General features: G+C 28.7%; 8 protein-coding genes and 1 riboswitch. Of the genes, 5 read left to right on the plus strand and 3 right to left on the minus strand.

The genetic code is table 11. The features are described from left to right. Positions 1–672: copper homeostasis protein CutC (locus tag ACRC03_RS06470; protein WP_438651739.1), on the minus strand; the 672-nt coding region annotated here is incomplete at its 3' end. Positions 673–1,138: 466 nt separating this feature from the next. On the opposite strand from ACRC03_RS06470, the gene ACRC03_RS06475 reads away from it, so the two are divergent. The 4 genes from ACRC03_RS06475 (at position 1,139) to ACRC03_RS06490 (ending at position 7,740) form a co-directional block, all read left to right on the plus strand. Next, positions 1,139–2,068 carry an alpha/beta hydrolase gene (locus tag ACRC03_RS06475; RefSeq protein WP_438651740.1) on the plus strand — a complete coding sequence of 310 codons (930 nt, stop codon included), beginning with the start codon at positions 1,139–1,141 and terminating at the stop codon, positions 2,066–2,068. A gap of 84 nt (positions 2,069–2,152) precedes the next feature. Further along, positions 2,153–2,237, plus strand: a riboswitch (cyclic di-GMP riboswitch). Positions 2,238–2,399: 162 nt separating this feature from the next. Then, positions 2,400–4,790 (plus strand): glycosyl hydrolase family 18 protein, encoded by a 2,391-nt coding sequence (locus ACRC03_RS06480; protein WP_438651741.1) that lies wholly within the window; start codon positions 2,400–2,402, stop codon positions 4,788–4,790. Between the two features lie 21 nt (positions 4,791–4,811). Further along, positions 4,812–7,187, plus strand: coding sequence for a glycosyl hydrolase family 18 protein (locus tag ACRC03_RS06485; protein WP_438651742.1), 2,376 nt, complete (start codon positions 4,812–4,814; stop codon positions 7,185–7,187). 124 nt (positions 7,188–7,311) lie between these two features. Continuing rightward, positions 7,312–7,740 carry a DUF2871 domain-containing protein gene (locus tag ACRC03_RS06490; protein ID WP_438651743.1) on the plus strand — a complete coding sequence of 143 codons (429 nt, stop codon included), beginning with the start codon at positions 7,312–7,314 and terminating at the stop codon, positions 7,738–7,740. 86 nt (positions 7,741–7,826) lie between these two features. Here ACRC03_RS06490 and ACRC03_RS06495 read toward each other — a convergent pair whose 3' ends face one another. Then, positions 7,827–8,525 carry a DUF4116 domain-containing protein gene (locus ACRC03_RS06495; RefSeq protein WP_438651744.1) on the minus strand — a complete coding sequence of 233 codons (699 nt, stop codon included), beginning with the start codon at positions 8,523–8,525 and terminating at the stop codon, positions 7,827–7,829. Positions 8,526–9,100: 575 nt separating this feature from the next. Beyond that, a complete protein-coding gene (locus ACRC03_RS06500; protein WP_438651745.1) occupies positions 9,101–11,161 on the minus strand; it encodes a sensor domain-containing protein in 2,061 nt (686 codons plus the stop codon). A gap of 251 nt (positions 11,162–11,412) precedes the next feature. Between ACRC03_RS06500 and ACRC03_RS06505 the strand changes: the two genes are divergently transcribed. Beyond that, complete coding sequence (locus tag ACRC03_RS06505) at positions 11,413–13,830, plus strand: ATP-binding protein (RefSeq protein WP_438651746.1); 2,418 nt, start codon at positions 11,413–11,415, stop codon at positions 13,828–13,830. Positions 13,831–13,845: the final 15 nt, after the last annotated feature.

Below are 13,845 nucleotides of genomic sequence, written 5' to 3' on the forward strand. Positions count from 1 at the left end.
CAATTTTTTTACTAAAGAAGTAAGTTTTTCTTCATCAATTCTTTCAAATGGTGAATTATTAACTCTAACAGCAGTTCCAAAGTGGAAGTTAACAGCATTAGAAGCCTTTTTTATAGCTTCAATATTTTCTAGATTTAGACCAGAACCTAAAAGGGTTTTTTCTTTTCCTAAAGTATTATTTACTATTTCAACAACTGTGTCCATATTATCAGGAACCTTGCCAGGACCACCAGAAGTTAAAACACTTGTTATTTGAGAATATTCTCTCAGAAGTTTAGTATTATTTAATATATCTTTACTATCATCAATAGCTCTATGATAAGTAAAATCTAATCCACTACAAGCTTTGATAACTTGTTCTAATTGAGCTTTATGTAGATTACCTTCCTTAGTCAAACTACCGAATACTATTCCATTTGCACCCAGACTTTTAACTATTTCTATATCTTTTAACATGATTTCCATATCATACTCAGAGTAAACAAAAGAATTAGCATGAGGTCTAATCATAACGTTTACAGGAATATTTACAGTATTAACAATCTTTTCTATTAAACCGAAACTAGGAGTTAATCCCCCTTCAGTTAAGGCACTAACTAATTCAATTCTATTAGCACCACAACTTTCAATTGTCTTTGCATCTTCAACACCTAATGCAATAATTTCTAACATATAATCAACTCCTTTACAGGGAAATGTTATCAAACTATAAGTAAAATGTCCATACGATATAAATTATTTATACAAAAAATTAAAAGTAAATTTTATTTTAAAAGAATTAAATTTTAAAAATACTATTGTAAAATTTAGAATGAATATAATACTATAGATAAGTGGTTAATTACTTAACCAACTAAAGAGGAATAGGTATGTTCGTCAATAAAGGGTCAAAAAACAATAATAAATTCAAGAAAAGAAAGCTTTAAGAAGAATTTTATAAAAAATTTAATACAAGAAGCTGAAAAGCTTTCTATAAAAAAGATGAGTTGATAGAAATAATAAATAACTATTAGAAGGTGCAGCAATGGACTATGCAATAGTATTATATAGTGTCATTGGAGTTAGATTGTTAATCAAAGCACCTATTAAAGATTATGCACACGATTTAATATAAATTAGAATCACAAGGGAGAAGATTATGAAAGAATCAAATTTTAAATTTAAAGGTCAAGAAGATTTAAATATATACGTATATAAATATGAACCAATAAACAATGAGGACATAAAAGGTATAGTACAAATATCCCATGGTATGTCTGAAGAGGCAGGTAGATATAGAGTTTTTGCAAAAGAACTTGTAGACAATGGATATGTCGTATATATAAATGATCATAGAGGGCATGGAAAAACTGCTGACAATATAGAAAAGGTAGGAATACTATCTAAACAAAATGGTATAGAACATATAGTAGAAGATTTAAAAGAATTAACCACTATAATAAAAGATGAACATAAAGACTTGCCAGTGTTTTTATTTAGCCACAGTATGGGGTCTTTTGCAGCACAAAGATATATTACAAAATATTCAAATCTTATAAATGGAGTAGTACTATCAGGAACTAACGGTATTCATGGTATAGAAGTAGATCTAGGACTAAGAGTTGCTAAATTTATGAGCAAAACTAAAGGAAGAAATGAAAAAGCACATTTAGTAGATAAACTAAGCTTTGGCAATTTTAACAAGAAAATAAAGAATAGCAAAACACCTTTTGACTGGTTAAGTAGAGATGAAGAACAAGTTAAGTTATATATAGATAATCCATACTGTGGAGTATTATTCTCTAATGGATTTTTTGAAGACTTATTTGAAAATTTTGTGTATATAAGAAATAAAAATAACCTAGAAACTATAGATAAAAACTTGCCAATATTTATATTAGCAGGAGACTCTGACCCTGTAGGCAAATATGGAAAAGGGATTGTTTCTTTATACAATAAATATAACAGTATGGGAATTGAAGATGTGTCTTACAAACTTTATGAAGGTGGAAGACATGAAATGTTAAATGAGATTAATAAAGAAGAAGTATACAGTGATGTAATAAAGTGGTTAGATAGCAAAAACTAATATTAAATAATTAAATATATATACAAATAAAATAAATATATATACATTTATTAGTAAAATATGCTAATATGATGGTGAGATATAAAATTTCATAGGCAAAATTAGAGAAATCTAATGACGCAAAGCTAAAGGGGCTAAGGTTATTAAACTATGCCAGCCAGTTGCCAAAGGGTAAATATACTTTTTGTTTAATAAGCATATTTTATTTGTGATGTCTTCAAATATGTTTATTTTAATGTACTAAAAAAAGCTACTTCTTTGGAAGTAGCTTTTATTTTTGAAAAAAAGTATTTACCTAAATGGGAGAAAAAAATCATTTAGGAGGGTGAATATGAAACATATTAAAAGGTTGAAACAATCGAAAAAAGCAGTAGCAATAGCTATTATAGCAAGTATGCTAATTAGCACAGGTATGCCTATATATGGGATAAAAGTAGCTAATGCAGAAGGTCAAAATTCAAAAATAGTAAATAGTACAAATCAAAAACGTAATGTAATGTACTACGGAGACTGGTCTATATGGGGAGGACAAGGAAACTTCTATCCAAAGGATATACCAGCAGATCAACTAACACATTTAAACTTTGCATTTATGGATTTTGATTCAAATGGAAATCTAGTGTTTACAGATAAAGATGCAGCAGTTGGAGCACCAGTAGGACAAGAAGGTGTTCAATGGGGAGCACCAAATGCAGGAATACTTATAGCTCTTCAACAATTAAGAGAAGAAAATCCAAACTTAAAGCTAGGAATATCACTAGGTGGATGGTCAAAATCAGCAGACTTCCCAGTGATAGCCGCTGATCCAGTTAAGAGAGCAAACTTTATTCAAAATGTTGTTAAATTCGTAGAATATACAAATATGGATTTTGTAGATTTAGACTGGGAGTTTGCAGGTGAAGTTAGGCAACCAGATAAGGTAGATAACAAAAATGATGAAGGTAATCCTTATGCTACTAAAAATGACAAAGAAAACTATATAAAGTTATTAGAAGAGTTTAGAGTATCCCTTGATAAGAAAGGTGTAGAACTAGGAAAAAAATATGAATTAACAGTAGCTCTTCCAGCACCAAAACAAAAAGTAGATATAGGGATAGATGTAGATAGATTATTCAATGTTGTAGACTTTGCAAATATAATGACTTACGACATGAGAGGCGCATGGGATGAATACAGTGGGCATCAAACTGGATTATATCCAAATCCAAATGAACCAATAGCAGGAAATAACTTATCAATAGATGAAAGTGTTGATTATTTAATAGAAAAAGGTGCAGAATCTGAAAAGATAGTAATAGGAGCAGCATACTACACAAGAGGATGGGACAAGGTTTCTGCTGGTCCAGATAAGAGTTTACCAGGATTATTTGGTGAAGCAGCAGTAACTACAAAGGATGCAGATCAAACTCCATCAAGAGGAGCAGTAAATGAAGCAGCATTAACTGTAGGAGATGGGGGGCGTATGTCTGGAGTGTGGTCATACAGAAGTATGGATAAGCTAAAAGCTAACTATCCAGGTCTTAAAGAATACTGGGATGACACAGCAAAAGCACCATATTTATACGATGAAGCTACAGGTAAATTCTTTACATATGATAATGTAAAATCTATTGGAGAAAAGACTAGGTATGTAAATGAAAACAACTTAGGTGGAGTAATAGGATGGATGGCATCACAAGATGCACCAACTACATCAACTAAAAGAGATGAATTAACAAAAGCAACTAAAGAAGGTTTATATGGTAAATCAGCTTTACCAAAGCATGAAGTGGTTTATTCAGAATTAGATGTAGATGCATTAGTAACTCCTTACGAAGTACAATGGGGAGCAGATAGAAAAGGTTATGAAATAAAAATAACAAACAATGAAAGAGCGGAAGAGTATAATGAAGTATTAAAAGAAGTTGAAAGAGGAGCTGAAACAATAAAGGCACCTAAATTATATATAAAAGCTGACAAGCCTCTAAATAAAGGAGACTATACAGCAGGGAATGTAACTTATGAAAATGGATACACAGTAGTAGACTTAAAGGATATTTGGGAAGGTAAAAACATAGAGCAAGGACAATCATATACTTTAAAATTATCTGGAGATGCAAAGATAGAAAGTATAGAACTAGCTCAACGTATGTCAAATAATAGTCCAGATATGTATAAGCAAACTATATACGGTGAAGCAACAAATCCAGATATAAACCAAGCGCCAGTAATTAGTGGTATAGCTAATAAAACAATAAATGTAGGAGATACATTTGATAAAATGGCAGGAGTAACTGCATTTGATAAGGAAGAGGGCAATTTAACATCTAAGATAAAAGTATCAGGAGATGTTGATACTACAAAAGTTGGAGAATATAAATTAACTTATTCAGTAGCTGATAGCCAAGGGTTAACAACTACAGTAGATAGAGTAATAACTGTAAATGAAGTAGTAGTAGGTGGAGATACTTATGATTCTACAAAAGTATATTTACAAGGAGATACAGTAATATACAAAGGTGAAACATACAAAGCTAAGTGGTGGGTACAAGGCGAAAACCCAAGTACATCACAAGCTTGGGAAAAAGTGATAAAACCAAATGAAGATGGAAGTGTAAGTTACCAACCAGGTATGATATTTGCAGGTGGACAAACTGTTAAATATGAAGGAAAAACATACAAGGCTAAGTGGTGGACAAACACAACTCCAGGAAGCGATTCTTCATGGGAATTAATAGGATAATATAAATTAGGGGGGAACAATATGAAGTTTAAAAGCATAAAAAAAATAATGTCTTTAATAACAACATTAAGTATATGTTTATCACCTCTTACTTCTATAACTTCATTTGCAAATGGAAAAGAAAAAGTAAAAGTTGAAAGTACTCAAAATACTAATAAAGACTTAGAGAAAAAAATAGTTGGATACTTCCCAGAATGGGCATACAAAAGCAAAGAGCATGGATATTTTAATGCAACAAATTTACAGTGGGATGACTTAACTCACATACAATATTCATTTGCTATGGTAGATGAAAAAACTAACAAAATTAATTTTGGAGATAAGCATGCTGCTATAGAAGAAGACTTTGTTGGATTAGAAATGTCTTACAAGGGTGAAAAAATAACAATAGATGAAAGTCTACCATACAAAGGACATTTCAATATAATTAACCAATTAAAAAAGAAAAATCCAGATGTAGATTTACTAATATCAGTAGGTGGATGGGCAGGATCTAGAGGATTCTACACAATGATGGATACTGACCAAGGTATAGATACTTTCACAGATTCATGTGTAGAGTTTATTAGAACATATGGATTTGATGGGGTAGATATTGACTTTGAATTCCCGTCATCAACAAGTCAATCAGGAAATCCTGCAGACTTTGATTTATCAGAACCAAGAAGAAAAACAATAAATGCTAGATACAACGTAATGATGAAAACATTAAGAGAAAAAATAGATAAGGCATCTGAAGAAGATGGAAAAGATTATCTATTAACAGCAGCAGTAAGTGCTTCATCATGGGTATTAGGTGGCGTTGATTCTAATGAATACGCTAAAAATTTAGATTTCTTAAGTATAATGTCTTATGACTATCATGGTGGATGGAACAAGTTTGTTGAAAATCAAGCAAATATATATCCAGACCCTGCAGACAATGAAACTAAAGGAATGATAATGCCGGTGTTAGGAATGGATTGGTCATACAATTACTATAGAGGAGTATTGCCTCCAGAAAAAATATTAATGGGTGTACCATATTACACTAGAGGTTGGGAAAATGTTCAAGGAGGAAATGGAAGTGGACTTCATGGAACTAGTGATACACCAGCTACAGGAAAATACAATGTATGGGGAGATCCAGATGAAAATGGTGGAATAATACCAGCGGGAGCAAACCCATTATGGCATGTACTCAACTTAATAGAACAAGATCCAAATTTAAAAATACACTGGGATGATGTAGGTAAAGTTCCATATGTATGGCAAAATAATGAAAAAGTATTCTTAACTTTTGAAAATGAGCAATCAATAGACGAAAGATTAAAATACATAGAAGAAAAGAACTTAGGTGGAGCTCTAATATGGGAAATGGGTGGAGATTTTGGTTTAAATCCTAACTATGTAGAAGGATCAAATGAAATAAATGAAGGAAAGTACACTTACGGTAATACATTAACAGAAAGATTAAGCAATGGACTAGAAAAAATGGGACCATCTGAAGAAACACCAGAGGGTTTACCAGGATTAGAAAAGATAGCAGTGGATGTAGACTTAAAGGGTAACTATGATCATCCAAACTACACATACGAATTTGTAATAAAAAACAATACAGGTGAAAAAATAAACGGTGGATGGGAATTAGCCTTTGACTTACCTAAATCAGCAGTATTTAAATCTACTTGGGGTGGAACATTTACTTCAGAAAACAATGGAGATTTCAATAGAATAACATTAAAATCTTCAGGATGGCAAAATCTAGAGCCAGGAGCAACTACTAACCTACAAGGTATGATAGGGCTTTGTTTCTCAGGAGTTAAGAATATAACATTCAATGGTAAAGCTGTATCAGGAGATGAAAGTGTAAATCCAGGACCAGGAGAAAATGCTGCTCCAGTAATAAATGGAGCAACTAACAAAACTATAAATCTTGGAGATACTTTTGATAAAATGGCAGGAATAACTGCAACTGATAAAGAAGATGGAGATTTAACAACAAAAATAAGTGTAAGTGGAAATGTAGACACAAATAAAGCTGGAGAATACAAATTAACTTATACAGTAGCAGATAATAAAGGTTTAACAACAACTGTAACTAGAACAATAACAGTAAAATCAACTTCAACAGAAGGTGATACATATGACCCTACTAAAGTATACTTACAAGGAGATTCAGTAGTATACAAAGGTGAAATATACAAAGCTAAATGGTGGGTAAAAGGAGAAAATCCTGATAGTTCGCAAGCTTGGGAAAAAGTAGTAAAACCAAATGAAGATGGAAGTATAAGTTATCAACCAGGAATGGTATTTACAGGTGGTCAAACTGTCAAATATGATGGAAAAACATACAAAGCTAAATGGTGGACAAATACAACTCCAGGTAGCGACTCTTCATGGGAGTTAATAGGATAAGTGCAACTTATGCGTATATGGCAATGAAATGGCTAGAAGATAATAAATAATTAAAATGATGTTTAAAGAGGTAAAATAAGGGTATATATAATTCTAGTTATAAATAATTGGGGAGGAAAAAAGAATGCAGAAATTATTTAAGATATCATCTTTTTATTTATTATTAGGATTAATAGTAGGAGTATTTTATAGAGAGTTTACAAAGTTTAATAATTTTACAGGTACAACAAGTTTAGGTTTAGTTCATACACATACACTTGTATTAGGGTTTATGTTCTTTATGATAGTACTATTACTAGAAAAGAACTTCTTAATCTCACAAATTAAAAACTTTAAAGCTTGGCTTATAACATATAATGTAGGGCTAATTTACTTAATATCAGTTTTAATATTTAGAGGAATATTACAAGTTAAAGGAACTGATTTTGCTGGACTTAGCCATATAGCTGGATTAGGTCATGCTATATTAGGAGTATCGTTAGTATGGTTCACTGTAATAGTTAATAAAGCAATAAAAAAATATGATGAAAAAAATAAGGCAAAAGGCTTATAAGTTAAGAACTATTCAAATTAAAATATTAAAAAATACTGTCTATATAATATTTTTATATAGACAGTATTTTTGTGTAGCAGAAATTTTTAGTCAATGACAGTAACATAATGGTTATGTTGTTTTAACTCGTCAATAAAGGTATTGTCAATATATCCTTTCTTTTCAACTACAAAATTAACAGGTGTGTTGTTGTACATCAGAGCATTTAACAGACTAAAATTAGTGTCACTATAAGGCAAAAATATACGATTTAGCCCTCTTATTTGTGGAATAGAGGAAAGTATAGATTTACTCCCTACACAAGTAAATACATAATCTGAAAAATCTATAGAACCTGATAGTAAAGATATAGGTACATACTTAATGGCATATGAGTTTTGTTGAAGAGCTAATAAGCATAAAGGTACAGTTTTAATTTTTACAAATTCCAAGGCTAATCCATTTCTAAATAATGCAGCTTCGCATATTTCATTAGTTTGTTCAAGTACAAATTCTAGAGCAAATGGATTTTCTTTTATAGCACTCATGCAGATTTCATTAGTTTGATTTTTTATAAACTCTAAGGACAAGCCATTTATTTTTACGGCCTCATTGCAAAGTAGTTCTGTTTTTTCTCGTATGTAAGTAAAGGCTAAAGGATTCTCTCTAATAGCTTCAAAACAAATCTTTGGTGTTTGATTTCTTATGTACTTTAAGCTTAGGCCATTTTGTTTTACGGCCTCTAAGCAAAGTTCTTTTGTTTGATTATCGATATTTTTTATGAGTAATCCATTTTGACGAATCATTTTTAAGGTATTATCATTGCTTACATAACTATCTCTAAGAGATTTTACAGGTTTAGAATTTAATTCATCTAGTGGAGAACTATATTTTTGTTTTGTAGGTTCAAGATCAATTATGGTATCTTTTATAAAAGAGTTTTTTGTATTAGTGTATTTAACTCGTTCTTCAACTTTTTCTTTAGTTTCAACTGCGCTAGTATATGAACCATCGGGTTCGACTCTTTCTACACTTCTAGTGGTAGTATTTTTTAAGGTGATTTTTTCATAGGGTTGTGCACTATTTATTACTTCAATATCTGGATGTGTCTTTTTTTCTCTAATATTTTCAGTTTCAATAATGTCAGGAACATTATTTGATAATTCAGGAATTTCATATTTTTGATCATTTTTTGACTTGTTTTTTTTAGTTATTCAAGTAGGAACTAGACTTGTTCTTTTTTTGTACATTTTTTTAGCCATTATACATCACTCCTTGTACAACTTATTTTAAATATAATGTATTATATTTAAAAGTTTATGGATTTATAACAATAAAGAGTACTTATATTTATTGGTTTGAAAATAAATATAAGAGGGAATTATATTTCCCTCTTATTAATTAGTTTTAAGGCTTCAGATTCGTTTAATGGTTTTGAAAATAAGTATCCTTGAATATAATCAACACCCATTTCTTTTAACATATTATATTGTTTTTCATTTTCAACACCTTCCGCTATTATTTCAAAATTTAAAGTATGAGATATCTCAATAATTAGTTTTACTAGTGTAACATATTCTTGTGAATTTTCCATATCAACTATAAAGCTTCTATCTATTTTAACTACGGATAAAGGGAGCTTTACTAAGTAATTTAGTGAGGAATAACCTGTACCAAAATCATCAAGAGAAATCTTTATACCTAAATTCTTTAGTATTTTTATTTTTTCTATATTTTCATTTATATTTTCAAGTAATACTGTTTCAGTAATTTCAATTCCTATACAGTCAGCACATACTTGTGTTTCATTTAGTATTTCTTTTATTTCCTTAACAAAATTAGTATTCATTATTTGAATAGAGGAAACATTAAAAGATACTACCAATTTTTCTTTTCTATTTTTATTTATTTTATTAGAAAATAAACATGATTTTCTAATTATTTCTTTTCCAATACTTAATATTAAATTACTTTCTTCTATGATTTTAATTAAATCTAATATAGGTACATGAGAATATTTATTATTTTTCCATCTAAATAATGCTTCAAATCCTACAAGTTTTTTTTCTTTTGTATATTGAGGTTGATAGTACAACATTATTTCATTATTTTGAACTGCAAGTTTTAAAGCTGATTCAATATTTAATTTTAAATTTATTTCATCTTCTAAGATTTTAGTATATATTACATACTGGTTTTTTCCGTATTCTTTAGCCTTAAAAAGAGCTATATCAGCTCTACTAAGTAGCTTGCAATTACTATAATTACATTTATCTTTATTACAATCGCATAGAGCAACTCCTATACTTATATTAATAGTCTCATTTTTTGTTTCATCAGTTTTTATACAGGATACTTTTGCTAATATATTTTGAGCTTTTTCTTCTATATATTCAATATTAGCTGGAGATATAGAGAGAATGATAAACTCGTCTCCTCCGAATCTAAATATAAAATCTTTAGGACAAATTTGCTTTAATGTTTTGGATACTTTTTCTAAAAGAGTATCTCCTATAAGATGACCATAAGTATCATTTATATGTTTAAAATCATCTACATCTATAACCATTATGCTTATTTTATTTCCATTAAATCTATGTTTGATATATTTATACAAAGCTCTTCTATTTAATAATCCAGTATGAGGGTCTGTATATGCTTGCTTTTTCATTTTATCTTTTGTTTGTTGTATTTTAGTTATATCTATAAGAATACCTACTATACCAACCAATTCACCTCCTATATCAAATACAGGAGTTTTATATACTTCAAGTGTTCTTTTTTCACTACCATGGATTAATCTTTTAGTAAACTTAATTGTCTTTTGCTTATCGATAACCTCTTTATCTTCATTAAAGATAGTATCTAATTCTTCTTGTTTGTAGAATTCTTTTATATTTCTTCCGATTAACTGCTCTACAGTAGTTTTTTTAGATGCTGCAAATTTAGAGTTTGCATTTATATAGTCACCATTTTTATTAAGAAGCCAAACCTTAAAGGGTATATTTTCTATAAGTGTTTTAAGCTGTGTATCTCTATTTTCTATACTAGTAACATCACGTGCTACTGCAGTTATTCCTATTACTTCTCCATTATCATCCAATACAGGAAATCTATAAATATTGAGTCTACGATAGCCTTTTTTTCCTGGAACTACTTCTTGAAAGAATAAGGGTTCTTTTTTATTTAATACTAGTAAGTCATTTTTTCTGCATTCATCTCCAGTTTTTCTGTCCCATACATATTTATGATCTTTTCCTTTAATATCATCTAGAGTTTTACCACAATGAATTAAAAAAGAACTATTAACATCTATGTAGTTGCTATCTTTATCTGAAAACCAAGCTATAGTAGGTATCGTATTTAATAAGGCTTTATACTTAAGTTCAATATGCTTAAGCTCTTGCAGCTGATCTTCTATGGATTTAGTATTTTTATTCATAGTGTACTCCTTATAGTTTAAAAAATATAAATATAATTTATTTTCAAAATAATACTTTTATGAGTTTTATTCTTTCCGAATTATAAAATCTATATAACCTAAACTAAGTATTTAAGTTAAAGTGACCTTATAATTTATGATTAATAAAAACACATCAAAATACACTAGCAATTTATTATGATTAAAGAAGGATAATGAAAGGATTTATCATAATTAATAAGGATAAGAAAATATGCAAATTGGGGGAGTATATGAAAGCAATACTAGATAGCATCGAAAACTATATTATGATAGTGAGCAGAAAAGGAAACATAAAATTTTGCAATAAAAAATTATTAAGTAAAATTGAGTATCAAGATATTGATTTATATAATAAGAATATTAATAAATTAATAAATAGTGAAGATGGAGAGCTTACTAAAATATTAAGAAAAATTATTCTAGGAGAAAAGATAAACCTAGATATAGATGTTATTTCAAAGTATAAAGATTATGTTTCATTAAATTGTGATGTATTAATTAACGATTTTGAAAATGAAGAAAGTATATTTATAATTGGAAAAGATGTTTTTGAGAAATATTACAATAGAGAAATTTTAGAAAATGCTTTAGATATTTTGCCATTTAGTATGTGGATAAAAGATTTAGATGGGAGATTTAAATATGTAAATAAACATAAAGCAGAGTTACTTAAATTAGACAGAAAAGATTTCTTAAATAAGTACGACAGAGATTTTACAAATGAAAAAAACTATAATTTTTTTCATGAAATAGATAAAGAAGTAATAAGAACAAAAATGCCAAAAATATTTGAGGAAATAATGGAAAAAGATAATTCGCAATATTGGTATGAAACTTTTAAAGCACCCATGTTTGATGAAAATAATAATGTTAAACTTACAGTTGCAGCTTCAAATAACATCAATATTGTAAAAAAACTTATAGAAGAACCAGGTATCAATTGCCAAGTTATAAATCAAGTTAAAAATATTGTAAGTAAAGGAAAGCATCCAGTTCATACAAGAAATGTTGTAGAAGAAATAGGAAGAGAAGTATTTAAATCTATAGGAACAGATAATATAGATATATATACATATAATCAACGAACTTCATATTTAGAAAAAGAAGTTACATTTGGAAAAAAAATAAATATAGAAGAATGTCATCAAGAGTTGTTGTACTTAAGTAAAGAACAAGTAGAAAAGATAAAAGAAAATAAAAAATATGAAGGATTTAACAATATTGAAAATATTGAAAATGAATTATTAAAAGATATAATGATAAAAAATAAAATAAATTGTATAGGGTATTACTATATTATATTTAATGATGAGTTTATAGGACTCTTATCTGTCAAATACTTAAATGAAAATAAAGTAAAGATAATAATGGATGATTTTATAAAAGCAATGTGTAGTTATTTAGGCTTACATATAAAAAATAGAGAACTTTCACAAGAAATTTTATATGAGATAGAAAAAAGAACTGAAACTGAAAAAGAATTAGAAGATTTATTAGAAATTTCAGTTGACCTTATAATTAAAATAAGAACAAATGGGCGTATAGTTAAGGTAAATAGAAAATGGACAGATACTTTTGGATGGAGTGAAGAAGAACTACTCAAAAAGAATATTTTAGAAATTATTCATAATGATTATCAGAGCGATGCATTAGATATAATGGGAGAATCAGAAAATGTATTTGACAATTGTATTAATAAAATATTATGTAAAGATGGAAGTTATAAAATAATTTCATGGAATTATAAAACGTTGCCTATGGAAGGATTTGTAATGGCAACAGGAAAAGATATTACGAGACAAAGGCAAGAGGAAGAAAGAAGAAGAAAATTGGAAGAAGCAATTAAACTAGAAAGTTTTAAAAATGAATTTTTTGCAAATGTATCCCATGAATTTAAGACGCCATTAAACATAATACTAGGCTCAATTCAATTAATAACGAGAAAAATAGAATTGGAAAAATTACCTATTGAACTTGAACAAAAATATAAAAATTACATAAAACCTATAAAACAAAACTCTTATAGACTATTAAGATTAGTAAACAATCTTATTGACATTACTAGGATAGATAGTGGATTTTATCAAATGCAACTTGGCAATTATGATATTGTAAGCATAGTTGAAGATATAACTTTATCAGTTGCCCAATACGTAGAAAATAAAGGAATAAATCTAATATTTGATACTAACTGTGAGGAAAAAGTCATTGCATGTGATCCTGATAAAATAGAAAGGATAATGCTTAATTTATTGTCAAACGCAATAAAATATACAAGTGAGAAGGGACAAATTTTTGTAAATATAAGTGTAAATTACAACACTGTATGTGTGTCTGTCCAAGATGATGGAATAGGGATACCTAAAAATGAATTAGATGCAATCTTTGAAAGATTTAAGCAGGTAGATAATATTCTAACTAGAAAATGTGAGGGAAGTGGGATAGGTTTATCTTTAGTAAAATCACTAGTAGAACTCCATAAAGGTAAAATATATGTGAATAGTCAGGTAGGGGAAGGAACAAAATTTACATTTGAACTACCTATTGGAATAGTTGATTGTTACCAGAAGAATTTAATGCTAGATAATATTTATAAAGATGAACAAATTGAAAAATGTAGCATTGAGTTTTCTGATATATATGTGTAAAAATAATTCTATAAA

This window comes from Romboutsia sp., from assembly GCF_051659545.1.
In the GTDB taxonomy this organism is placed as follows: Bacteria; Bacillota; Clostridia; order Peptostreptococcales; family Peptostreptococcaceae; genus JBOFOR01.

What these genes read in the sequence shown, in the direction of transcription:
- ACRC03_RS06475 (WP_438651740.1), top strand. Translation starts at nt 1,139, where the DNA reads ATGAAAGAATCAAATTTTAAATTTAAAGGTCAAGAAGATTTAAATATA.
- ACRC03_RS06480 (WP_438651741.1), top strand. Translation starts at nt 2,400, where the DNA reads ATGAAACATATTAAAAGGTTGAAACAATCGAAAAAAGCAGTAGCAATA.
- ACRC03_RS06485 (WP_438651742.1), top strand. Translation starts at nt 4,812, where the DNA reads ATGAAGTTTAAAAGCATAAAAAAAATAATGTCTTTAATAACAACATTA.
- ACRC03_RS06490 (WP_438651743.1), top strand. Translation starts at nt 7,312, where the DNA reads ATGCAGAAATTATTTAAGATATCATCTTTTTATTTATTATTAGGATTA.
- ACRC03_RS06495 (WP_438651744.1), bottom strand. Translation starts at nt 8,525, where the DNA reads ATGATTCGTCAAAATGGATTACTCATAAAAAATATCGATAATCAAACA.
- ACRC03_RS06500 (WP_438651745.1), bottom strand. Translation starts at nt 11,161, where the DNA reads ATGAATAAAAATACTAAATCCATAGAAGATCAGCTGCAAGAGCTTAAG.
- ACRC03_RS06505 (WP_438651746.1), top strand. Translation starts at nt 11,413, where the DNA reads ATGAAAGCAATACTAGATAGCATCGAAAACTATATTATGATAGTGAGC.